Source organism: Rhodocyclaceae bacterium (assembly GCA_020248265.1).
In the GTDB taxonomy this organism is placed as follows: Bacteria; Pseudomonadota; Gammaproteobacteria; order Burkholderiales; family CAIKXV01; genus CAIKXV01.
Genome location: JADCHX010000008.1, coordinates 1 through 21,800 on the forward strand (window position 1 = coordinate 1; position 21,800 = coordinate 21,800).

The following is a 21,800-nucleotide window of genomic DNA, read 5'->3' on the forward strand; positions in this document are numbered from 1 at the left end:
ATGAGGACGCTCCTTTTGACCGGCACGTAATCATACGCGCAGGTTGTCTGCGTGCGACGGTGCAAAACGAAAGAACGCGTACAGCGACGCGGCAAGTAGCGGCAGCAAAATGAGCAGGCTGGTGATCATTGCGCTCTAACGTGTTGTAGGGAGACAAAACTGCCCTTTATCGCAGCCGACTGTCTCCATAAATCGGCATCGCAAGCACCGGTTTTCGCCCTTCTCTTCCGCACCTTACGCAAATTATGCTGGTTATCTCCGCGAATAATCCAGCCCTGAAAACCAGCACGCTGCCGCTCCCCACGTTGAGGTCCGCCAGTTTGCTGTATCAGGTGCCCGGGCTGCAGACCGGGGTGGAAATCTCTTCGTGTATCACCGGCAAGATCGCCGCCATCTGCAGCCAGGCCGAAAACACCAGCGTGTACGTCCGCGTACGGCTGCGGGTGACCCGTCCGTGGCCGGATGCGTGTGCAAATGCTCAATGCACAGGCGGGTTTGCAGTCAGGCGAGTGTTTACGCCTCGCTTCCGAGGAAGGCCTTCACGTTCCCGATGAACGTCGCCTGCCGGTGCGCCCGTATCTCGCGCGTCGACGAGCCGATGTGCGGCACCAGCATCACCTGATCCATGGCGCGCAGTTCCGCCGGTACCCGCGGCTCGTCCTCGAACACTTCCAGCCCGGCCCCGGCGATCACGCCCGACGCCAGTGCTTCGATCAGTGCCGCTTCGTCGACCACGGCGCCGCGGCTCACGTTCACGAGGAAGCCCTGCGGGCCGAGCGCGGCCAGGACGCGCGCATCCACCAGCCTCCGGGTGGCTGCGGTCGAGGCACAGCACACCACGAGGCAGTCGACCGCTTCGGCCATCGACACCAGCGCCGGGAAGTACGGCCAGCGCACATCTGCCTTCGGTGAAGGCCCGTGCCACACGACCTTCATGCCGAAGCCCTCGACCCTGCGCGCGACCGCGCGGCCGATCGATCCCAGCCCGACCAGTCCGACCGTCTTGCCGCGCAGGTCGGTGCTCATCGGGAATGGCCCTTCTGCCCAGCGGCCGGCGCGCACGAAGCGGTCGGCTTCGCACAGGCGGCGCATCGTGCCGATCATCAGCCCGAGCGCGACATCGGCTACCGCCTCGTCGGTCCAGTCGGGCGTGTTGCTAACGGTGATGCGGCGCGCCGTCGCCGCGGCGAGGTCGAACGTGCCGTGGCCCATGCCGAAGCAGGCGACATGGCCGAGATTCGGCAGTTCATCGAGGTCGCGTGCCGTGAAGCCGCGCACGCCGGTGGTCACCAGCACGCGGATGCGCGTGCCGTGTTCGCGCAGGAAGGCATCGGCATCGGGCAGCAGCCAGCGCCGGTGCAGCGTGCAGAACGTCTCCGCCTCGGCGAGCGCCGGCGGGTAGACCGGTGCGATCGCCAGCAGTTCGGGCCGTGCTGCGCCCGGCATCAGGGCTTCTCGCCGAGCACTTCCAGGGCGTTCAGCGACAGGATGCGCTCGCGCTGCGCATCGGTGAGGCCGTCGACCTGCGCCAGCATGCCGAGCGGATCGTCCTCGGCCATGTCGAACGGCGCGTCGGTGCCGATCATCACGCGATCGGCGCCGACACGGCGGATCAGGAAGCGCAGCGACTCGACATCATGGGTGAGCGAGTCGAAGCGGAAGCGGTGCAGCTGAGACTCGGGCGGGTTCGACGTGTTGGCCTTGGCTTCCTTGCGTACCTGGTAGCCGTGGTCGAGCCGGCCGAACTGGTAGGGCAGGTGGCCGCCGCCATGGGCGAGGATGAAGTCGAGGTCGGGCAGTGCATCGAGCGTGCCGTCGAGCATCAGGTGCGAGGCCATCAGCGCCGTGTCGAACGGCAGGCCATGGGTGTTGCCGAGGTAGTAGTTGCAGAGGTCCTTGGGCAGCGCGCCGGCGATGTACGGATGGGCGAACACTGCCACCTTGAGTTCTGCCGCGCGCTTGAGCACCGGGCGGAACTTGGCATCCGAGACCAGGTCGCCCTTGATGCGGCAGCCGAGCTCGACCGCGCGGAAGCCGTGCTCGCGCGTCGCGCGCTCCAGTTCGGCGACTGCGGCATCGACATCCTGCATCGGCAGCGTCGCCATGCCGCGGAAGCGCGTCGGGCGCGAGGCCACCATCGCGGCGATGCCGTCGTTGAGCACGCGCGCGGCATCGAGGCCCTTGTCGGCGTCGAGCCAGTAGAAGAACACCACCGGCGTCACCGACAGCACCGAGATGTCGATGCCCTTGCGGTCCATGCCTGCGATCTTGGCTTCGACGTCATGGAACTCGGGAAACAGCGGCGAGCCGTGGTTGTCGTCACGCACCAGCGCCTCGTCGGCGCCAGTGCCGCGCACCGTCATGCCGAAGTCGCTCGGCCGCTGGCGGATCGCCTCGACCATGGCCCTGGGAAGCACATGGCTGTGCATGTCGATCACCGGCGGTTTGTTGCCCTTCATGCTGCGACTCCAGTCGTTCGTTCGATGGTGGTGTGTGATCGGCGCTCAGTCGCCCTTGATGCCCGCGTCCCTTATCACCTGGGCGAAGCGCTTCGATTCGCTGCGGATGAACGCGCCGAATTCCTCGGGCGTGCTGGTCATCGGTTCGACGCCCGCGCTGGCGAACTTGGGCTTCATGTCCGGTGCGCTCACGGCCTTCGCCAGTTCGGCGTTCAGCCGGTTGATGATCTCACGCGGGGTGCCGGTCGGTGCCAGCATGCCGTACCAGACGCTGATCTCGAAGTTCGGGAAGCCCGACTCCTTCGAGGTCGGCACGTTCGGCAGATCGCTGAAGCGCTCGGGCATCAGCACGGCCAGCGCGCGTACCCGTCCGGCGTTGATCTGCTGCACGGCCGCCGGCGCGGCGACCACCAGCATGTCGGTCTCGCCACCGACCAGCGCGCCGAGCGCGACGCCGGAGCCCTTGTAGGGCACGTGCACGATGTCGAGCTTCTCGAGGCTCTTCAGCAGCTCGGGTGCAAGGTGTGTGGTGGTGCCAACCCCGCCGGAGCCGTAGTTCAGGCGGCCCGGAGACTTGCGCGCGATCTGCACCAGGTCCCTCAGGTTCTTCGCCGGCACCGACGGATGCACGACCAGCACGTTGCGTACCGCGCCGACCAGCGCGATCGGTGCGAGGTCTTTCTGCGGGTCGTAGTTGAGCTTGGTGTACATCAGCGGGCTCAGCGCGATCACCGGTGAGCTGAGCACGATCGTGTAGCCGTCCGGTGCGGCGCGTGCGGCCAGTTCCAGGCCGACGTTGCCGCTCGCGCCGGGGCGCGATTCGATCACCAGCGGCTGGCCGAGGTTCTCGGCGAGCCGCGACGACACCAGGCGGCCGACCAGGTCGGTCGGGCCGCCTGGCGGGAAGGGCGAGATCATCCGGATCGGACGGTTCGGGTACTGGCCCTGGGCGTGGACCGGTAGGGCCAACGTGGCGAGGGTCGCCAGCGACATCAGCCCGAGCAGTGCCGTCGGGCCGTTCGAACGCGCGTGCTTCATGAAACCTCCTCCGGGCGCGCAGCCCTCTGCGAGGCGGCGCGCCACATCTTGCGTGGGGATGGACAGCCTTGGCTAGTAGTGCGACTTGAAGCTGATCGCTTCCCGGTACTGCAGGTCTTCCAGGTCGATGTACGAGCGCTTCGTCTCCTTGTCGACCGTGTACTGGATCTTGCGATCGGTCTCGTTGGTGGCGCGGATGTCGAGCAGTTCCAGGTATTCCTTTACCTCCCACTCGTGCGCACCGGCGATGCCCGCAGGCGCGTAGATCATCGAGCCGGGACCGACCTCGAATTCTTCGCCGTTGAAGTTGCGCACCGTCGCATGACCGGCGATCACGTAGTAGCAGGCCTCGATCGGATGCCAGTGCAGTTGCTCGTAGGTGCCAGGCTTGTAGGTGGCGCGGCCGATGCGTACCCGGTCGGTATCCTGCACGCCGGGCCAGCCGATCAGCCGCTGGTAGGTCTGTCCGTCGGTGACGCCCCGCTTTCCGGGGAAGTCGGCTTCGTTGATCACGCGCAGCGTGGGTTTGACTTCTACGGTCATGGCTTCAGTCCTTTCGTTCGAGCAGTTCTACGCTGACGCCATCGGGGGCCTCGATGAAACAGATGCGGGTGGTCGGGTTTATCACCTTCGGCTCCAGCAGGAACTTCACGCCCTTGGTACGCAGCTCGGTGCACAGCGCGTCAAAGTCGCCCGTCACGCGCATGCCGAAGTGGTCGATGCCCCACTGCAGGTCGGTCTTGTCGGCAGCGGCCTCGCCGGGACGCTGGCCGCGAACGATGATCATCGCGCCGCCGCCGAACGACAGGTAGATCTGCGGCGCGCCCGCGATCTCGACCGAACGCTCGACCTTGCCGCCAAGGCGGTCGATATACCAGTCGGCGGTGCCCTGCGGGTCGGGGCTGATCACATGGGCGTGGTCGAAAGAGAGGCTTGCTGCGGGCATGTTCATCCTTTCTGTCTGTTGCGCTCAGCGCGCTGGGGCATGATGCCGTTGCCATCGGGGGTGCGCAATGGGCACCGACCAGGCTCACGCGGTCATCGCTATCCTGCCGCCGCGCCGTGTCGAGCATCGACCAGGTGCCCGGTCTTCACCAGGATCGTGCAGCCTTGCGCGCTGAACGGGCGGTGCTGGCTCAGGTGCGGACTGCGCAGCCAGCTGCCCGCCGGATAGCGTCCGTATTCATCCTCGAACACGCCGTCGATCACGTAGATCTCCTCGCCGCCCCAGTGCCGGTGCGCCTGGAAGCGGGTACCGGGTGCCCAGCGCACCAGCGCCGTGTGCTCGGTGCGGAACTCGCACAGGGGCAGCACGCTCAAGCCTTCGACCAGCCCCTGCCGCCATGGCGTGGTCGTGGTGTCGATGACCACCTGCTGCAGGTCCTCGGGGTGCACATGGCGCAGCTTCACGAACAGCATGCAGCCACCGGCCGAGCCGGGCGCATGGCTCGAACCCGGTGGATTGCGCATGAAGGTGCCCGGACCATGGGTACCGGCTTCGTCCTGGAAGTCGCCGTCCAGCACGAAGATCTCCTCCCCGAAGTCATGCCGGTGCGTCGGGAAGCACGACCGCGGCGCGTAGCGGACGATGGAGGTCGCACGCGCCACCTCGCCGCCGTCGCGGTCGAGCATCTTGCGCTGCACGCCAGGCGACGGCGAAGCAACCCATTCGAGAGTGCGGGTGTCGATCGCGACGCGCCGGGTCAGGTCTGCGTGTATCTGCATGGCAGGCGTCCGAATCGGGTGAAGTACAGGGTCCCATTCTCCATCGATTCAGGGTGCTCCGGGCGGAGATGCGCGGTCTTGTATCCCGCCATCACGCAGGTACAGCGTCTGTTCGCCGAACCACTCGATGTCGTCCGGATCGTGCGTGATCATCACGATCGGGATGCCGATGGCCGTGAGCAGCCGGTCGAGTTCGCCGCGCGTGCGCTGGCGCAGTTCCGGGTCGAGCGCCGAGAACGGTTCGTCGAGCAGCAGCGCGCGTGGCTCGTTGACCAGCGCGCGGGCGAGCGCCACGCGCTGGCGCTGACCGCCGGACAACTCGGCCGGACGCTGCAGCGCGACCTCGCGCAGCTGCAGCGCATCCAGCCAGCGCTCGACCGCGGCGCCACCGGCATCGCCTGGCGGATTGCGCAGCCCGGTCGACAGGCCGAACGCGACGTTCTGCCGGACGTTCAGCCCGGGGAACAGCGCATAGTCCTGGAACAGGTAGCCGAAACGGCGCGACCGCGCCGGGACATGTACCCGCGCGCCGGCATCGAAGAGTGTCTCGCCGCCGAACAGGATGCGGCCGCGGTCGGGCACCAGCAGGCCGGCCAGCGCCTGCAGCGTGAGGCTCTTGCCGGCACCGGACGGGCCGTAGATCACGGTGCGCCGGGCGGTCGTCTCGAACGCCACGCGCAGCTCGAAGCGGCGGCGTGTACCGCCGATCGATTTCGCGATGTCGACACTGAAGCTCATCGGCGCGCTCCCGACGGTGCCAGCCGCCCGGCCAGCAGCAGCACGACGATGCAGGTGATCGAGGTGATCAGCACCAGCGTGTTGGCGATCGAGTCCTGCCCGGCCTGCACGGCTTCGTACACCGCGATCGACAGCGTCTGCGTCTTGCCCGGGATGCTGCCGGCGACCATCAGCGTTGCGCCGAACTCGCCCATCGAGCGGGCGAACACCAGCAGCGTGCCGGCGAGGATGCCGGGCCAGGCCAGGGGGACGGTCACCCTGAAGAACACCGCCCATTCGCCCAGGCCGAGCACCCGCGCGGCCTGCTCGAGCTGCGGATCGACCGCTTCGAATGCGGTGCGTGCCGCCTTCAGCACCAGCGGGAATGCGACCAGGGACGCGGCGATCACCGCGCCCTGCCAGGTGAAGATCAGGTTGATGCCGAAGGTGTCGTGCAGCCACCCGCCGAGCCAGCCGCGCCGGCCGATCAGCACCAGCAGGTAGTAGCCGAGCACGGTCGGTGGCAGCACGAAGGGCAGCGTGAGGATCGCGTCCACCAGTTCGCGGCCGGGGAAGGCCTTGCGCGCGAGCAGCCAGCCGACGGCGGTGCCCAGCACCAGGTTGATGCCGGTCGCCCACGCGGCCACCTTCAGCGTGAGGCCGAGGGTGATCCAGACAGCGGGGTCGGGTGCGGTGATCAGTTCGGTGTCCCTCGTACAGGCGCGCGTGCGCGGTTCATGGCTTCAGGAAGCCCTGTCGCGCGAGCACGGCCTGCGCTGGCGGTGACAGCAGGAAATCGACGAAGCGGCGTCCGAGCTCCGCGTTGACGCTGCCGGCGATCGCGGCTGCGGGATACAGGATCGGCGTCGAGGTCGGTACCTCGAGCGCGACGCGTACCTTGTCCTTGAGGATCATTGCATCGGTTGCATAGACGAAGCCGGCGTCGACCTCGCCACGTACGACATAGTCCAGCGCCTGGCGCACGTTCTGGGAGAAGACCACGCGCGGCTCGATCGCCGTCCACAGCTTTGCCGCTTCCAGCGCGGCACGCGCATAGCGCCCCGCCGGTACGGTGGCCGGGCTGCCGATCGCGATGCGGCGGAACGCTGGCTGGCCGAGGTCAGCGAGCGCTGCAGGCCGCGGCTTCGCGTCGGCGGGTACCACGACGACCAGCCCGTTGCGGGCGAACGTGCGGCGGGACCCGGCAACCAGCAGCTTCTGCTGACCGGCACGATCCATGGTCTGTTCGTCTGCGGATGCGAAGACGTCCACCGGGGCGCCGCGCGCCACCTGGGCGAGCAGCGCGTCCGATGCCGCGAAGTTGAACACCACCCGCGTGCCCGGGTTCTGCGCCTCGAACGACGGCGCCAGTTCACGGAATGCGTTGTTCAGGCTTGCCGCCGCTGACACGGTGAGCTCCGCCGCCAGCGCCGGGCCGCTGGCGAGCAGCGCCAGCAGCGCCAGCAGAGGCACCCGCGCGCGGGCGCTGATGCGCAGCCGGAAGCGCGCCATCAGACGCCCGGGCACCGTTCGGCTCAACCCCCGACCCACGCCCTGAAGTCGAACGCGTCCGGCACCGGCAGGATCAGGCTGCGCCGTGGCCCGAGCAGTTCGCGCGCCGAGTGGCCTTCGCCTTCCACATCCTCCGCGAACAGCACGTCGCCGGGGCCGAACACGCGAGTGCTGCCGTCGCCCACCTGCAGTTCGACCGCGCCGACCAGCGTGATCACGAACTGCCGCCGCGGCGGTGTGTGGAAGTCTGGGGAGCCGTCGAGCGGATTCTCGCGGAACACCACGCCGCTCACCCCGGCCATCTCGGTCTTGTACGAGAACAGCGTGCCGAGGCGGAATTCGCCCATCGGCACCTGCACGTCCTCGAAGTGAGACCGTCTGTCCTCGCCCATGTAAACCCGCACGACCTTCTGTGCCTTGCCTGTCATCTCAATCCACCTTCGCGCCCGATTTACGCACTACGGCTGCCCACTTGGTCAGTTCCGACTCGATGATGGCGGAAAACTCCGCCGGCGTGCTGCCGATGATCTCGATGCCCTGGCCGAAGAAGGTCTCGCGTACGTCGGCCATCTTCAGGATCGCCGCCGTCTCCTCGAAGAGCCGGTCGACGATCTCCGCCGGGGTGCCGGCTGGCGCCAGCATGCCGTACCACGCGCTGGATTCGAACGCCGGTAGCGTCTCGGCGAAGGTCGTGACCTCGGGGGCGGCCGCCGAACGCTTCGCCCCGGTCATGCCGATCGCACGCAGCTTCCCGGCCTTCACATGGCCGATCACCGAGGGCATGCTGACCATCATCAGCGGTACTTGCCCGCCGAGCAGGTCGCTCACTGCGGGCGCGGCGCCGCGATAGGGCACATGCACAATGTCGATGCCGGTCCGGATCTTCAGCAGCTCCACGGACAGGTGCGCGGTCGAGCCGCTGCCGGCCGTCGCATAGTTGAGCTGGCCAGGGCGGGCCTTCGCGAACGCGATGAACTCCTTGAGCGAGCGCACTGGCAGGGACGGGTGCGCCACCAGTATGTTCGGCACGCTGCCGACGAGCGTCACCGGTGCGAAGCTCTTGACCGGGTCGAACGGCACCTTGCCGTAGAGCGACGGGTTCACCGCGAGTTGTGCGCTGGCCGCGAACAGCAGCGTGTAGCCGTCGGGTGCGGCCTTGGCCACCAGTTCGGTGGCGATGTTGCCGCCGGCACCGGCGCGGTTCTCGATCAGCACCTGCTGTCCCCAGCGTTCCGACAGCTTCTGCCCGATGCGGCGCGCCATGATGTCGGTCGCGCCGCCAGGCGGGAAAGGCAGGACCATGCGGATGGTCTTCACCGGGTACGCCTTCGATGCGGCCGTCTGCGCGGATGCTTCAGGCACCAGCGCGGGCAGCGAAGCCAGCGCTGCGACAGCCATCAGGAAACCCGTCCGCACGATGCACATGCGCTCGAGGCGATCGCGCATCATCGACGGCCGGGACTGTCCGTTGCAGTACCTCGGCATCTCTCTCCTCCTTCGGTAGGTTTCAGCCTTCCAGCTTGCCCTCGAACAGCGTGATCGGCGGGAACGCACGCGGGTCCGTCACCACGTCGATCACCGTCGTGGTGTCCGACGCCAGCGCAGCCTGCAGCGCCGGTGCGAATGCATCCGCGGTCTCGACGCGGATGCCGTTGCAGCCGCAGGCCTTCGCGATCGCCGCGTGGTCGACCGGCGCCAGCTGGCAGGCATCGGTGTGCCCGCCGTAGAGCACGTCTTCCGCATGCCACTGGTAGCCGAGGATCTGGTTGTTCAGCACGATCACGGTGACCTTGATGCCCATGCGCTTCGCGGTTTCCAGCTCGGACCACATGTGCGCGAAGCCGCCATCGCCGGTGAGGCAGAACACCTCGCTGGCCGGCTGCGCGAGCTTCGCACCCAGCGCTGCGGGAAATCCCCAGCCCAGCCCGGCCAGCCCTCGGCCGGCGAGGAAGCGCATGCCGGGGCGGCGCGCGGTGAGGAAGTTGGCTGCCCAGATCGGGGCGTAGCTCGCGTCGCTCACCACGACCGACTCGGGTGTCAGCACCCGGTCGAGTTCCTGCATCAGGCGCTCGGGGCGGATCGGCGTGGCGGCAGACGAGAGGTGCGCGGCAGCCTCTTCGCGCCAGGCGGCATGTCCCTCGGCGATCGCCTGCGCCGCGCCGGCGGTCGCCTGCCGGCGCGCCGTGAGGTCCTGCGCGGCGACGGCCTCGCCGAGCTGCTGCAGCGTGAGGCGTGCATCGCCGACCAGGCGCAGCGACTCGTAGTTGCGACCGACCTCCAGACCATCGACATCGACATGGATGAACCGCGCTGACTTCGGGAACAGCGTCCACGAGTCGGTGCCGTTCTGGTTGGTGCGGGTGCCCACCAGCAGGATCACGTCCGCCTGGTCGATGAGTGGCCGCAGGTGCCGCGTACGGCTGCGCGTGCCCATGAAGTAGCCGACCACGCCGAGCGACAGCGGATGCGTCTCGTCGACGGCACCCTTGCCCATCACCGTGGTCGCCACCGGTATGCCGGCCGACTGCTGGAGCGATGCAAGCGCCGCCTGCGCGCCGGACAGATGTACGCCGCCGCCGGCGACGATCAGCGGCGCCCGGGCCGTGGCCAGCAGTCGGGCGGCCTGCTCGACCAGTGCGGGGTCTGCGCTGCAACGGTCGAGCGGATACGTGCCCAGCGATGCGCGCCGCTGCTCGGCGGGCATCTGCGGCAGCGCTTCGGTCAGCAGGTCCTGCGGCACCATCAGCACTACCGGGCCCGGCCGTCCGCTTGCCGCCGCGACGAAGGCCATGTCGATGTAGTCGTCGATGCGCGACAGTTCGGGGATGCGGCGCACCCACTTGCTGCAACCGCGGAAGATGTCGAAGTGGTCGAGGTCCTGGAAAGCGTTGCGGTCGGTCTGCGTGCGGCGGACGTCCTGCACGATCGCCACGATCGGTACCGAGGCCTTGAGGGCTTCCGCCAGGGCGGGTGCGAGCAGCGCGGCTGCAGGCCCGTTCTGCGCGGTGACCACCGATACCTTGCCCGACGCCCGTGCATGGCCGTCGGCCATCGCGCCGCCGGCGTTCTCGGTGCGGTAGGCGATCTGGCGCATGCCGTTCTCGGGCACGACGAGGTACAGCGCGGACGGCAGGCTCTGGCCGAACATCAGTTCGACACCGTGCCGCTTCAGTGCGCGGGCGACCAGGTGTGCGCCGCAGGGGGTGGGCAGGCTGTGCATGTTCAGTGGCTCCGGCAGTGCATCATCGTATGGCAGTGTCCAGGGTGGTGCCGGCGTCGGCAGCGTTGCCGATCGACCAGCAGGCCTGGAGGATCGCGTCGGCTTTGCCGTCGGGCAGCGGCGGCACCACCAGCGCGCGGAACTTGCGCTCGAGGTCGGCATCGGACATCGGATGCTGCAGCGTGCCCAGCGCATGCTCGACATGCCGGTACAGCACGCGCCCGTCGCGCAGCTTCACCGTGACCTTGCCTTCGGTGCGGCGAATCGCGGCATCGACGGTCGTGGCCACCTTCTCGCGCAGCCCGTGCACCACCGGGTCGTTCACGCAGGCATCGCCGAACTGCGCTTCGCCACCGGCGCGGTGTACCAGCGCGGCCGCGGCGGCGTGGTAGACGCTGAACTTGCCTTCGAGGCCGGTCTTCGGGAATCTCTTGGCGGTGAGTTCCATCACGATCGGCGACACCACCAGGTCGACCGACTCGATCATGTCCGCGGTGAGCGCATGCTCGGTCGACAGCTGGATACAGCCGTCGATCACGCCATGGATCACCAGCCCGCAGGCGAACGGCTTGTACATGTTGTTCGCCAGCTCCCAGGTCTCGCCCAGGTGCTCGGTGATCACCGACGGGTCGAACTTCGTCGACATCACATGCGCGAAGCCGCGTTTCGCCTCGATCGCCTGCTCGGAACTGGTGAACCCCTGCTTCGCCATCAGTGCGGCCATCAGCCCCCCATGTGCGGCCCGGCCGGGGTGGAAGCTCTTGCACATCGAGCCGAACATCTCGCGCAGCCCGGAGGACTGCGTCGCTGCGATGCCCAGCGCCCAGCACATCTGCTTCTCGTCCAGGCCGAGCAGCTTGCCGGCTGCTGCTGCCGCGCCGAAGATGCCCGCAGTGCCGGTGATGTGCCAGCCGATCTCGTAGTGTTCCGGGAACACCGACAGCCCGACGCGGCACTCGGTCTCGACGCCGAGCACGAACGCATGCAGCAGCCGCTGCCCGCTGACCGGCCCGACGCCGGGCAGCGACCCCGGCCGATCGCCCCCAGCGGCACAGGCGCTCGCGATCGCCAGCAGCGCTGGCCATACCGGCGCGCTCGGGTGGATCGCGCGGGCGTGCGTATCGTCGTAGTCGAGCACATGCGAGCTGATGCCGTTCAGCAGTGCCGCATGCAGCATGTCGACCTTCTCCTCGCGGCCGTACAGCGTCGCCACCGGCGGCCCGAAGCACGGAGCCAGTCCGCGCAACGCGTTGCCGACGGTGTCGGTCTGCGCGCTGCCGATCGCGCAGCCCATCCAGTTGACCAGCGCACGCGTGGCTTCGTGGTAGAGCGGTGCCGGCACCGCGTCCGGGGTGCTGTCGACGACGAAGCGTGCCAGCGTGCGTGTGATGTCGTTCATCTCGTGCCCTTCACTCGGCGCGGATCTGCGCGGCCTTGACCACGCGCGTCCATTTCTCGGTTTCGCTGCGGATGTAGGCCGCGAACTCCGTCGGCGTGTTGCCGACCGCCACGGCACCTTCCGAGGCAAGCCGTTGCTGCAGTTCCCTGCCCGCGAGCAGCTTCACCACTTCGGCATGCAGGCGCTGCACGATCTCGGCCGGCACCCCCGAGGGTGCGAGCAACCCGAACCAGGTGCTTGCCTCGAAATCCGGATAGCCGGCTTCGATCATCGTCGGCACTGCAGGCAGCACGGCCGAGCGCTTTGCGCTCGACACCGCCACCGCGCGCAGGCGGCCGCTGGTGACATGCGGCATCGCCGACAGCATGTTCGCGAAGAACATCTCGACCTGTCCGCCGAGCAGGTCGGTGATCGCCGGTGCACTGCCCTTGTACGGTACATGCACGATGTCGATCGATGCGCGCAGGCGCAGGAACTCGGCTGCCAGGTGCGGCAGCGTGCCGTTACCGGTGGTCGCGTAGTTGATCGACCCCGGCCGCACGCGCGCCAGCGCGACCAGGTCGCGCACCGTCTTCACTGGCAACGAGGGGTGTACCACCAGCACGCTCGGCACCGAGGCCACGACCGACACGGGAGCGAAGTCGCGCTGCACGTTGTAGTTGACCTTGGCCAGGGCCGGAACCACGGTGAGGATACCGGCGGTGCCCATCAGCAACGTGTAGCCGTCGGCCGGCGACTTCGCCGCCACTTCCGCGCCCACCACGCCACCGGCACCGCCCCGGTTGTCGATGACGACCGGCTGGCCGAGGCCCTCCGACAGGCGCGGCGCGACATGCCGCGACACGATGTCCACGCCGGAGCCGGGCGGGAACGGCACGACGAGCCGCAACGTTCGAGTGGGCCAGTCGCGCCCGACGGGGGCTTGCGCGACCGCGGTCTGTATCGGCATGACGGCGGCGAGTGCGCCGACGATCATGCGACCGGCGCGCCGTAGGGCAGCGCCGCCAGAAGCATCCGCAGGGGCGGCGGGGCCGCTGCCCGATGCAAGGGCTGCAAGGCGTTGTTGCATCTCTTCCTCCATGCTGCAGTGCGGCTTCGCGGCCCTTGCGTTCGATGTGAAGTGCGTTATCGCTGGATTATCGCCCAAAGGGCTACGAGGCTTCCGCTAGACTCGTGTTCCGTTCCCCTAACTGCCATGGCCGCCCCGATGAGAAAAGTCGAACAATCCGTCTCGCCGCTGATGCTCGAGTTGAGCCGCTACATCGCTGGCGCTATCCGCAAGGCGCCGCCGCGCGAAGCGGTCGAACACGCGAAGATCCATCTGGTCGACACGATGTCGGCGATGGTGTCCGGGTCGCGGCTGCTGCCGGGTGAGGCGGCGATCACGCATGTGCAGTCCCTGGGTGGGCATGCCCAGGCTGGCGTGATCGGCACTGGCATCGTCACCTCGGTGCTCAACGCGGCACTTGCCAACGGCATGTTCGGTCACGCCGACGAGACTGACGATACGCACCCTCCGTCGCTGACGCATCCGGGTACCAGCGTGGTGCCGGCAGCGCTCGCGATCGGCGAGCGCGACGCACGTTCGGGCAAGGACTTCCTGCGTTCGGTGATCCTCGGCTACGACATCTGCTCGCGACTGCTGCTGTCGTTGCGGCCGATGCCGTTCCTGCGATCCGGTCATCATGCCGGTGCGTTCGGCCAGGCGTTCGGCGCCTCCGCGGCTGCGGCAGCCATGCTCGGGCTCGATGCCAGGCAGGTTCGCTACATGCTTTCCTACATGGGCCAGCAGGCAGCCGGCATGTACACGATGTTCCGCGACCCGGAGCACATCGAGAAGGCGTACGCGATGGGCGGCATGCCGGCGCACAATGGCACCGCCGCCGCGTTGATGGTTTCCAATGGCTGGACAGGCGTCGAGGATATCTTCTCCGGCGAGCGCGATTTCTTCTTCACCTTCGCGGAAGAGAGCGACCGTCGCCTGCTCGTGAAGGGGCTCGGTACCGACTATGAAGTGATGCGCGCGAGCATCAAGCGCTGGCCGGTGGGCGGGCCGATCCAGGGCCCGCTGCAGGTGCTCGGCGACCTGATCGCGCAGCACGGCATCCGGGCCGACGACGTCGCCGAACTGGTCGCCTTCATGCCCGACAAGGAACTCGAGATCGTCAACAACCGCGAGATGCCGGACATCTCGGTGCAGCACCTGCTGTCGGTGATGCTGGTCGATGGTGGCGTGACCTTCGCATCCGCGCACAGCTTCGAGCGGATGAAGGATCCGAAGGTGCTGGCGATGCGCAAGCGGGTCAAGGCAGTCGGCGATCCGAAGCTCACCGACGTGCAGCGGCGCTGGCGCTGCGTGATGGAGGTGAAGCTGAAGGACGGACGGGTGCTGAAGCACAAGACACTGGCTGCCAAGGGCAGCTTCGAGAACCCGTTGACCCGGGCCGAGGAAGAGGAAAAGGCCCTCGACCTGCTGGTGCCGGTGCTGGGCAAACGGCGTGCCCGTTCACTGCTCGACACCCTGTGGAACATCGACCGGCTGGACAACGTGCGCAAGCTGCGGAAACTCTACGCCGCCTGAGCCGCTGCTGCGGCACCAGGCTGGCAGGCGGCCTGTGCCGCGTGTGTCGGCCGGTGCCGTGCCCCAGACAACATCAGGCGGTCACTCCGCCTTGATGTTCGCCGCCTTGATCACCTTCGCCCAAGCCGCGGTCTCGGTGCGGATCTCGGCGGCGAACGCCGCGGGGCTGCGGCTGGTCTCTACTTCGAGGCCCTGCCTGCCGAGTGCCTCGCCGACATCGGCCGGCTTCACCGCCTTCAGGGTCTCGTCGAAGATGCGCGAGACCACTGCCTTCGGGGTGTTTGCCGGCACGAGCAGCCCGTACCAGGCGGTGACATCGAACCCCGGGAAGCCGCTTTCGGCGATCGTCGGCAGCTCCGGTGCGAGCGCGAGCCTGCGCGGTCCGGTCGACGCGAGCGCGCGCATCTTGCCGGCCCGCACATGCGGCAGCGTCGCCGGCACGCTTCCGAACAACAGGTTCACTTCGCCTGCGAGCAGTGCCGCCGCCGCCGGGCCGCCGCCCTTGTAGGCTACGTTCACGATGTCCACGCCAGCCCGGAACCTGAACATCTCTGCTGCGAGGTGCAGCGGGCTGCCGACTCCGGCTGACGAGTAGTTGAATCGACCCGGCGCGGCTTTCGCCAGCGCGACGAACTCGGCCAGCGAACCGGCCTTGACAGTGGGATGCACGACGAGCACGTACTGTGCCGAGGCGTACTTGGTGATCGGCTGCAGCGTCTTTTCGATATTCGGCAGCTTCGGGTACAGCGTCGGGTTCACGGTCAGCGCGGTCGCGAAGCCCAGCAGTACCGTATGGCCGTCGGGCGCCGCGCTCGCCACGATATCGGTCGCGATATTGCCGGCCGCCCCGCCCCGGTTGTCGACCACCCACTGCTGCCCGGTTCCCTCGCCGAGCTTCGGGACGAGGATGCGGGCGGAGGCATCCGAACCGCCGCCCGGCGGGAACGGCACCACCAGGCGGATCGGGCGCGCGGGCCAGCTGTCGGCCGCCAGCGCCGGAGACAGCCCGACGCAGGTGGCGTGGACGGCGACGGCGAACATTGCAGCGAGTCCTGCAGAGCGGCGGGCAGACATCATCAATCCTCCGGTTGCCTGCGATCGCTCAGGTGGCGATCGTCATTCGTATAACTTCGCCGATATCATGTGCCTGCTCGAGCGTCCAAAGGCGCTCGAGCAGGCAGTCCACCTTGGCGGCCGGTAACACGCCGTCGGCCAGCCCGCGGAACTTGCGTTCCACTTCGGCCTCGGACATCGGATTCATGTAGTGGCCGCGGTGGTACTCGACCGCCGCCTCGTGCGTCGCACCCGAGCGCATCACCACCGTCATCTCGCACAGCATTGCCACAGGCATGCGTCGGTTGGCCTCATCGGACTCCCTGACCTTCACCAGCCGGGTCAATGCCCGCACGGCGGGGTCGTGCAGGTAGCGGTCCTCGAAATGCTCTTCGCCGACTTCGCCATGCAGGAACGCGATCGCGACCGTGTACGGCATGCTGTGGTCGGCCGACTCGCGCGTCTCGGGCTCCCACTTCTGCGGGTCGTCGGCCATCAGGCGCACTGCGGTGCTGACGGTCTCCACACGGATCTCGACGATATCCTGCGGGTTACCGATGCGATCGCGCAGCTGCAGCGCTGCCTCGACGACCGTCTGCGAATACTGCCCGAGCGGGAAGTGCTTGATGCTGCATTCCATGATCTTGAACGGGTGTTCGTGCTGCCCGTCCCTTCCACCCATCACCGGCAGTTCGAACGGCTTGCGCGTCACCGCCTTGAAGTAGCCGCCGACGCCTTCGTAGACCGGCGAGGGGCCGGTCATGCCACGTGCGGCGAGCATCGTCGCAAACACGGCGTTGCGGCTCGCGTTCGCATACGCGCAGCCCTTCCACATCGAGACGTTGCCGATGCGTGTCTGGTAGAGCGCGACATTCGGCGCGACGTGCAGGTTCAGCGCCTGCGCGATGCATGGCGCGTCGAAGCCCGACAGGCGTGCGGCGGCAGCCGCGCTGGCGAGCCCACCGACGGTCGTGTGGTCGAAGCCGAGCGGTTTCAGGTCCTGTACATCACAGACGCGGCAGAACACCTCATATGCGAGCACTGTCGCGGTGATCGCATCGCGGCCGCTGCGGCGGAACCGCTCGCCGATGCTCAGTACCGCTGCGATGCTGTCGCTCGGATGCCCGGACTCACCGGTACTCGTGTAGCCGTCATTGAAGTCGAGGTAGCGGATGGCCACGCCGTTGGCGAAGGTTGCAAGGTCGGGGCTGGTCTGCCGCCCGCTGACCATGATGGTCGTGGGCTCGCTGCTGGTGACGGTGTCCGCGATGTCGCGCGCGATCGAGGCCGGCTCGCTGTGGAAGCCCCCGAGGGCGCAGCCGATCGTGTCCACGATCAGCCGTTTCGCCTGTTCGACCACCTCTGGAGGAAGGTCTTCGTAGCGCAGCGTGGCTGCGTAGCTGCTCAACTGCTCGACGATCGTCGACAACGGCTTCTCCTCCGGTCCCGGCCGCGCGCCCCGCTGGGCGCGGGATCGTCGGGCCCGTGCATCGAGTATAGCCAACCCATCGCGTTGGCTTGCGCCGCCTCCGGCACTCGGTGGGTGCGCTGCCATGCAGTTTGCAGGCCACCGCAGGCCGCCACGGGACTAGAATCCGGCTTTTGCCGAAAGACCCCGGGATGAAGGTTTCTCCGCTGGTCGGCGTCGTGATGGGCAGCGACAGCGACTGGGACGTGATGCAGCATGCAGTGGCGGTGCTGGCCGAGTTCGGCGTGCCGCACGAGGCGAAGGTCGTGTCCGCGCACCGCACGCCGGACGCCATGTTCGACTATGCGGCGAGCGCCCGCGGCCGCGGCCTCGCCTGCATCATCGCCGGTGCCGGTGGCGCCGCGCACCTGCCCGGCATGCTGGCGGCAAAGACCACGGTGCCGGTGCTCGGCGTGCCGGTGCCGTCGCGCCATCTGCAGGGCCAGGATTCGCTGCTGTCGATCGTGCAGATGCCGCGGGGGATCCCGGTGGCGACCTTCGCGATCGGCGAAGCCGGCGCGGTGAACGCGGGGCTGTTCGCGGTCTCTCTCCTGGCAGGCAACGATGCCGCCCTGTGCACGAAGCTCGACGCCTACCGCGATGCGCTCAGGCGCAAGGTCGAGGCGATGACGCTGCCGCCGGCGCAGCAATGATCAACCCGGGTGCGTCGCTCGGCCTGCTCGGCGGCGGGCAACTCGGGCGCATGTTCGCGATGGCCGCGCAGTCGATGGGCTACCGGGTGACCGTGCTCGATCCCGGCGCGGACAGCCCGGCCGGCACCGTCGCCGACCGCCACCTGCAGGGCGATTATCTCGACGATGCACGACTGCGCGAACTGGCAGCCACCTGCGCGGGTGCGACGACCGAATTCGAGAACGTGCCGTCCGACAGCCTGCGCTTTCTCGCGCAGCATTGCGTGGTGAGCCCTGCGGCCGAGAGCGTCGCGGTCACGCAGGACCGGATCGCCGAGAAGTCGTTCCTGCGCGACAACGGTTTCCCGGTCGCGCCGTTCCGGGTCGTGCGCTCCCTTGCCGACCTCGATGGCAGCGAGGCCGCCGCGCTGGTGCCCGGTGTGCTGAAGGTCAGCCGCTTCGGCTACGACGGCAAGGGTCAGGCGCGGGTGCGCAGCCTGGACGAGGCGCGCGCCGCATGGACGGCGCTTGGCGGCGAAGCCTGCGTGCTCGAGCGCTGGCTGCCACTTGCGCGCGAACTGTCGGTGGTCGTCGCCCGCGGCTTCGATGGCGAAGTGCGTACCTTTCCGGTGGCGGAAAACCACCACCAGCGCGGCATCCTCGACGTGAGCATCGTGCCGGCGCGGGTATCCGACGCGCTCGCCGCCCAGGCGCGCGAGAACGCGGTCGCGCTCGCCGCGAAGCTCGACTACCGGGGCGTGCTCTGCGTCGAGTTCTTCGTGCTCGACGATCGCCGTCTGCTGGTGAACGAGATCGCGCCGCGTCCGCACAACAGCGGCCACTACACGATCGACGCCTGCGTCACCTCGCAGTTCGAACAGCAGGTACGCGTGCTGGCCGGCGTGCCGCTCGGCGACACCTCGCTGCATTCGCCGGTGGTGATGGTGAACATCCTCGGCGAGGCCTGGCTGCATGCCGGTGGCGAACCCGACTGGTCGGCGGTGCTCGCGCATCCGCGCGCCAAGCTGCACCTGTATGGCAAGCGGGAAGCACGCGCCGGTCGGAAGATGGGACACTACACCGTTCTTGCCGACTCGCTCGACGAGGCGCTCGCGCAGGCGCTGCGCATCCGCGAGCGGCTCAAGCCGCTGGCGCAGCCGGCGCAACCGATCCCGTCGGACACCCTGGCCTGACCGCCTGACCGCCCGGCCATCGGCCTGGCACCCCCCGGACCCCGAGCCTTGAAGGCCTGATACCGATGAGCAAACCGCTGGCCGAATCCTCGCTGAAGAGCCTCGAATTCCTGCACCGGGGCAAGGTGCGCGACCTCTATGCGATCGACGCGAACCGGCTGCTGGTGGTACAGACCGATCGCCTGTCCGCGTTCGACGTGATCCTGCCCGACCCGATCCCGGACAAGGGGCAGGTGCTCACCGAGTTGTCGACGTTCTGGTTCCATCGGCTTGCCCCGGTGATCCGCAACCACCTGCTCCCCGACGATCCGCTGTCGGTCGTCGCGCCGTCCGAGCGCGACCAGGTCGCCGGCCGCGCGATGGTGGTGCGCCGGCTCACGCCGCTGCTGGTCGAAGCGGTGGTGCGTGGCTATGTCGCCGGGTCCGGCTGGAAGGACTACCAGGAGACCGGCTCGATCTGTGGCGTGAAGCTTCCGGCCGGGCTGGCCCAGGCCGAGAAGCTGCCCGAGCCGATCTTCACGCCCGCCAGCAAGGCGCCCAAGGGCGAGCATGACGAGAACATCACCTTCGACGAAGTCGAGCGCACGATCGGCGCGTCGATGGCGGCAAAGGTGCGCGAGGTCTCGCTGGCGCTGTACCGCGAGGCCGCGGCCCATGCGCTGGCCCGCGGCATCATCATCGCCGATACCAAGTTCGAGTTCGGTACCGATGCCGATGGCGGACTGTGGCTGATCGACGAGGCGTTGACGCCGGACTCGTCGCGGTTCTGGCCGGTGGCCGAGTACCGTACCGGCATCAGCCCGCCTGCGTTCGACAAGCAGTTCGTGCGCGACTGGCTCGAGAGCGTGAACTGGGACAAGCGCCCGCCTGCGCCGAAGCTGCCGCCCGAAATCCTGGCGAAGACGGCCGAGAAGTATCGCGAGGCGCTGCGCCTGCTCGCAGGCTAGATGATCGTCCCGGCCACGACCGAGGCGCTCGAAAAGGCCGCCCTTGCGCTGGCAGCAGGCGAGGTGGTTGCGTTCCCCACCGAGACGGTCTACGGCCTCGGCGCGGACGCGGCCGATTCGCAGGCCGTCGCCCGCGTGTTCGCGCTGAAGCAGCGACCTGCAGACCACCCGCTGATCGTGCACCTCGCCTCGGCCGACGCGGCCGAGGCCTGGGCCGCCGAGATGCCGCCCCTCGCGCGGCGCCTCGCCGAACGCTTCTGGCCCGGGCCGCTGACGCTGATCCTGCGCCGTGCGCCGCATGTGAACACGGTCGTGACCGGTGGCCAGGACACCATCGGCCTGCGCGTGCCTTCGCATCCGGTCGCGCTCGCGCTGCTGCAGGCGTTCGCGCGGGTGGGCAGCGGTGCCATCGCCGCGCCGTCGGCCAATCGCTTCGGCCGGCTGAGCGCAACCCGGGCAGCGCATGTAGTCGACGAGTTCGGCGACGCATTGCACACGGTGATCGACGGTGGCGACAGCGACGTCGGCATCGAATCGACGATCGTCGACGTGTCCGGCGGGCGCGCGGTCCTGCTGCGCCCGGGCGCGATCGGCATCGATGCGTTGACCGATGCACTGGGCGAGCCGCCGGCCGCACCCGATGCAAGGTCGCCGCGCGCGTCGGGCACGCTTGCCTCGCACTACGCGCCGCAGGCGCAGGTGATGCTGGTGGAACCCGACCTGGTCGCCGAGGTCGCGCGCTTCCTCCGCAGCGACGGCAAGTCGGTGGCGGTGCTCGCGCGCACCGCGGGGGAACCCTTGTTCGATGCCGCGCCCGGCGCGCCGCGCTGGCACCGGGCGCCGGTCGATGCGGTGGCCTATGCGCACGACCTCTACGCCGTGCTGCGAGCACTCGATGCACCCGGTACCGACGTGATCGTGGTCGAACAGCCGCCGCTCGACGTCCAGTGGAGCGCGGTGCACGACCGGCTGCTGCGCGCCGCCGCCGACCGCCCCGACGGCGCATACGCCGCGTCCGTCCCCGCCCCCGGCCGCCGACGATGATCTGGATCGCCGCCTACCTGCTCTCCGGCGCACTGGTCGGGCTGCTCGCCGGCCTGCTCGGCCTCGGTGGCGGCATGACGCTGGTCCCGATCCTGTCGGCGCTGTTCTCGGCGCAGTCGCTGGCGCCCGGCTATATCGTGCACCTCGCCCTGGGCACCGGGATGGCCTCGATGGTGTTCACTTCATTTGCCAGCGTGCGTGAACATCACCGGCTGGGCTCGGTCGACTGGTCGGTGGCCAGGCGCATGGTGCCCGGGATACTGCTCGGTTCCTTCGCGGCCAGCGCCGCGAGTGGCTGGTTCAGCCAGCGCACGCTGGCCATCTCGTATGGCGTGATCGCCGTGGTCGGTGCCGCCCAGCTGCTGCGCAGTTCTCGGCCGCAGGCTGCCCGCGCGCTGCCGGGTATCGCCTGGCTCACCTTCTGGATGTTCGGCATCGGCATCGTCTGCGGACTGATGTCGGCGGGCGGCGCCTTCCTGACCGTGCCCTTCATGGTCTATTGCGGCGTGGCCGTGCGCGCCGCGATCGGCACTGGCGCGGCGATCGGTTGGCCGGTCGCGGTGTTCGGGACGATCGGTTACGTGATCAGCGGATGGCCGGTCCAGGGATTGCCCGCAGGCTCGCTGGGGTTCGTCTACCTGCCCGCGCTGGCGGCGCTGGTGGCGGCGAGCATGGTCTTCGCCCCGATCGGTGCGCGCCTCATGCACCGACTGCCGGTGGTAGTGCTGCGCCGGATGTTCGCGGTCCTGCTGACCGGGCTGGCCCTGAAGATGATGTTCAGCTACGGCTTCGATTGACGCGTCGCGCTTTCG

General features: G+C 68.4%; 22 protein-coding genes. 6 read left to right on the forward strand and 16 right to left on the reverse strand.

Translation table 11 applies throughout. The annotated features are described in order from the left end of the window. Positions 1-513: 513 nt before the first annotated feature. From ING98_08485 to ING98_08550, 14 genes are all read right to left on the reverse strand, one after another. A complete protein-coding gene (locus ING98_08485) occupies positions 514-1,446 on the reverse strand; it encodes a 2-hydroxyacid dehydrogenase (GenBank protein ID MCA3101895.1) in 933 nt (310 codons plus the stop codon). Continuing rightward, positions 1,446-2,459: an amidohydrolase gene (locus ING98_08490; protein ID MCA3101896.1), complete on the reverse strand. Its 1,014-nt coding sequence runs from the start codon at positions 2,457-2,459 to the stop codon at positions 1,446-1,448. Before ING98_08490 ends, ING98_08485 begins: the two co-directional genes overlap by 1 nt. Positions 2,460-2,504: 45 nt before the next feature. Then, positions 2,505-3,497: a tripartite tricarboxylate transporter substrate binding protein gene (locus ING98_08495; GenBank protein MCA3101897.1), complete on the reverse strand. Its 993-nt coding sequence runs from the start codon at positions 3,495-3,497 to the stop codon at positions 2,505-2,507. 72 nt (positions 3,498-3,569) lie between these two features. Beyond that, complete coding sequence (locus ING98_08500; protein ID MCA3101898.1) at positions 3,570-4,040, reverse strand: cupin domain-containing protein; 471 nt, start codon at positions 4,038-4,040, stop codon at positions 3,570-3,572. 4 nt (positions 4,041-4,044) lie between these two features. Then, positions 4,045-4,443, reverse strand: a complete 399-nt coding sequence (locus ING98_08505; GenBank protein ID MCA3101899.1) for a VOC family protein — start codon at positions 4,441-4,443, stop codon at positions 4,045-4,047. Between the two features lie 98 nt (positions 4,444-4,541). Continuing rightward, positions 4,542-5,222: a cupin domain-containing protein gene (locus ING98_08510; protein ID MCA3101900.1), complete on the reverse strand. Its 681-nt coding sequence runs from the start codon at positions 5,220-5,222 to the stop codon at positions 4,542-4,544. A gap of 48 nt (positions 5,223-5,270) precedes the next feature. After that, a complete protein-coding gene (locus tag ING98_08515) occupies positions 5,271-5,960 on the reverse strand; it encodes an ATP-binding cassette domain-containing protein (protein MCA3101901.1) in 690 nt (229 codons plus the stop codon). Then, positions 5,957-6,637, reverse strand: a complete 681-nt coding sequence (gene modB, locus ING98_08520) for a molybdate ABC transporter permease subunit (protein MCA3101902.1) — start codon at positions 6,635-6,637, stop codon at positions 5,957-5,959. Before modB ends, ING98_08515 begins: the two co-directional genes overlap by 4 nt. Positions 6,638-6,674: 37 nt before the next feature. Next, positions 6,675-7,451: a molybdate ABC transporter substrate-binding protein gene (gene modA / locus ING98_08525; GenBank protein ID MCA3101903.1), complete on the reverse strand. Its 777-nt coding sequence runs from the start codon at positions 7,449-7,451 to the stop codon at positions 6,675-6,677. Between the two features lie 23 nt (positions 7,452-7,474). Next, positions 7,475-7,879 (reverse strand): hypothetical protein, encoded by a 405-nt coding sequence (locus tag ING98_08530; GenBank protein ID MCA3101904.1) that lies wholly within the window; start codon positions 7,877-7,879, stop codon positions 7,475-7,477. Position 7,880: 1 nt separating this feature from the next. Beyond that, on the reverse strand, positions 7,881-8,876 hold the full coding sequence (locus ING98_08535; GenBank protein MCA3101905.1) for a tripartite tricarboxylate transporter substrate binding protein: 996 nt from the start codon (positions 8,874-8,876) through the stop codon (positions 7,881-7,883). An 82-nt stretch (positions 8,877-8,958) separates the two neighbouring features. Further along, entirely contained in the window at positions 8,959-10,671 is a 1,713-nt protein-coding gene (locus ING98_08540; GenBank protein ID MCA3101906.1) for an acetolactate synthase catalytic subunit, read from the reverse strand. A 22-nt stretch (positions 10,672-10,693) separates the two neighbouring features. Continuing rightward, complete coding sequence (locus ING98_08545) at positions 10,694-12,070, reverse strand: MmgE/PrpD family protein (protein ID MCA3101907.1); 1,377 nt, start codon at positions 12,068-12,070, stop codon at positions 10,694-10,696. A gap of 10 nt (positions 12,071-12,080) precedes the next feature. Beyond that, positions 12,081-13,046, reverse strand: coding sequence for a tripartite tricarboxylate transporter substrate binding protein (locus tag ING98_08550; GenBank protein ID MCA3101908.1), 966 nt, complete (start codon positions 13,044-13,046; stop codon positions 12,081-12,083). A 231-nt stretch (positions 13,047-13,277) separates the two neighbouring features. Here ING98_08550 and ING98_08555 point away from each other — a divergent pair, with 231 nt between their 5' ends. After that, positions 13,278-14,651 carry an MmgE/PrpD family protein gene (locus ING98_08555; GenBank protein MCA3101909.1) on the forward strand — a complete coding sequence of 458 codons (1,374 nt, stop codon included), beginning with the start codon at positions 13,278-13,280 and terminating at the stop codon, positions 14,649-14,651. An 81-nt stretch (positions 14,652-14,732) separates the two neighbouring features. On the opposite strand, the gene ING98_08560 is transcribed toward ING98_08555, so the two are convergent. Together ING98_08560 and ING98_08565 are read right to left on the reverse strand one after the other, a co-directional pair. After that, complete coding sequence (locus tag ING98_08560) at positions 14,733-15,692, reverse strand: tripartite tricarboxylate transporter substrate binding protein (protein MCA3101910.1); 960 nt, start codon at positions 15,690-15,692, stop codon at positions 14,733-14,735. A gap of 61 nt (positions 15,693-15,753) precedes the next feature. Next, positions 15,754-17,133 (reverse strand): MmgE/PrpD family protein, encoded by a 1,380-nt coding sequence (locus ING98_08565; protein ID MCA3101911.1) that lies wholly within the window; start codon positions 17,131-17,133, stop codon positions 15,754-15,756. 191 nt (positions 17,134-17,324) lie between these two features. On the opposite strand from ING98_08565, the gene purE reads away from it, so the two are divergent. The 5 genes from purE to ING98_08590 all read left to right on the forward strand — a co-directional run bounded on the left by purE (position 17,325) and on the right by ING98_08590 (position 21,785). Further along, positions 17,325-17,825, forward strand: a complete 501-nt coding sequence (gene purE / locus ING98_08570) for a 5-(carboxyamino)imidazole ribonucleotide mutase (GenBank protein MCA3101912.1) — start codon at positions 17,325-17,327, stop codon at positions 17,823-17,825. Beyond that, entirely contained in the window at positions 17,822-18,997 is a 1,176-nt protein-coding gene (locus tag ING98_08575; protein ID MCA3101913.1) for a 5-(carboxyamino)imidazole ribonucleotide synthase, read from the forward strand. The genes purE and ING98_08575 overlap by 4 nt, the downstream gene beginning before the upstream one ends. Positions 18,998-19,062: 65 nt before the next feature. Next, the gene (locus tag ING98_08580; protein MCA3101914.1) at positions 19,063-19,944 is read left to right on the forward strand and encodes a phosphoribosylaminoimidazolesuccinocarboxamide synthase; all 882 of its coding nucleotides are present in this window, start codon (positions 19,063-19,065) and stop codon (positions 19,942-19,944) included. Next, positions 19,945-20,988: a threonylcarbamoyl-AMP synthase gene (locus tag ING98_08585; protein MCA3101915.1), complete on the forward strand. Its 1,044-nt coding sequence runs from the start codon at positions 19,945-19,947 to the stop codon at positions 20,986-20,988. It abuts the gene before it with no gap. Further along, the gene (locus ING98_08590) at positions 20,985-21,785 is read left to right on the forward strand and encodes a sulfite exporter TauE/SafE family protein (protein MCA3101916.1); all 801 of its coding nucleotides are present in this window, start codon (positions 20,985-20,987) and stop codon (positions 21,783-21,785) included. Before ING98_08585 ends, ING98_08590 begins: the two co-directional genes overlap by 4 nt. The last annotated feature ends 15 nt before the right edge of the window (positions 21,786-21,800 follow it).

Excerpts from the sequence above, each read along its gene's own strand:
- ING98_08515 (MCA3101901.1), bottom strand. The coding sequence starts at position 5,960 with ATGAGCTTCAGTGTCGACATCGCGAAATCGATCGGCGGTACACGCCGC.
- modA (MCA3101903.1), bottom strand. The coding sequence starts at position 7,451 with ATGGCGCGCTTCCGGCTGCGCATCAGCGCCCGCGCGCGGGTGCCTCTG.
- ING98_08545 (MCA3101907.1), bottom strand. The coding sequence starts at position 12,070 with ATGAACGACATCACACGCACGCTGGCACGCTTCGTCGTCGACAGCACC.
- ING98_08500 (MCA3101898.1), bottom strand. The coding sequence starts at position 4,040 with ATGACCGTAGAAGTCAAACCCACGCTGCGCGTGATCAACGAAGCCGAC.
- ING98_08585 (MCA3101915.1), top strand. The coding sequence starts at position 19,945 with ATGATCGTCCCGGCCACGACCGAGGCGCTCGAAAAGGCCGCCCTTGCG.
- ING98_08490 (MCA3101896.1), bottom strand. The coding sequence starts at position 2,459 with ATGAAGGGCAACAAACCGCCGGTGATCGACATGCACAGCCATGTGCTT.
- ING98_08505 (MCA3101899.1), bottom strand. The coding sequence starts at position 4,443 with ATGCCCGCAGCAAGCCTCTCTTTCGACCACGCCCATGTGATCAGCCCC.
- ING98_08560 (MCA3101910.1), bottom strand. The coding sequence starts at position 15,692 with ATGTTCGCCGTCGCCGTCCACGCCACCTGCGTCGGGCTGTCTCCGGCG.
- ING98_08550 (MCA3101908.1), bottom strand. The coding sequence starts at position 13,046 with ATGATCGTCGGCGCACTCGCCGCCGTCATGCCGATACAGACCGCGGTC.
- ING98_08540 (MCA3101906.1), bottom strand. The coding sequence starts at position 10,671 with ATGCACAGCCTGCCCACCCCCTGCGGCGCACACCTGGTCGCCCGCGCA.
- ING98_08575 (MCA3101913.1), top strand. The coding sequence starts at position 17,822 with ATGATCAACCCGGGTGCGTCGCTCGGCCTGCTCGGCGGCGGGCAACTC.
- ING98_08510 (MCA3101900.1), bottom strand. The coding sequence starts at position 5,222 with ATGCAGATACACGCAGACCTGACCCGGCGCGTCGCGATCGACACCCGC.
- ING98_08535 (MCA3101905.1), bottom strand. The coding sequence starts at position 8,876 with ATGTGCATCGTGCGGACGGGTTTCCTGATGGCTGTCGCAGCGCTGGCT.
- ING98_08555 (MCA3101909.1), top strand. The coding sequence starts at position 13,278 with ATGAGAAAAGTCGAACAATCCGTCTCGCCGCTGATGCTCGAGTTGAGC.
- ING98_08485 (MCA3101895.1), bottom strand. The coding sequence starts at position 1,446 with ATGCCGGGCGCAGCACGGCCCGAACTGCTGGCGATCGCACCGGTCTAC.
- ING98_08495 (MCA3101897.1), bottom strand. The coding sequence starts at position 3,497 with ATGAAGCACGCGCGTTCGAACGGCCCGACGGCACTGCTCGGGCTGATG.
- ING98_08530 (MCA3101904.1), bottom strand. The coding sequence starts at position 7,879 with ATGACAGGCAAGGCACAGAAGGTCGTGCGGGTTTACATGGGCGAGGAC.
- ING98_08580 (MCA3101914.1), top strand. The coding sequence starts at position 19,063 with ATGAGCAAACCGCTGGCCGAATCCTCGCTGAAGAGCCTCGAATTCCTG.
- ING98_08590 (MCA3101916.1), top strand. The coding sequence starts at position 20,985 with ATGATCTGGATCGCCGCCTACCTGCTCTCCGGCGCACTGGTCGGGCTG.
- purE (MCA3101912.1), top strand. The coding sequence starts at position 17,325 with ATGAAGGTTTCTCCGCTGGTCGGCGTCGTGATGGGCAGCGACAGCGAC.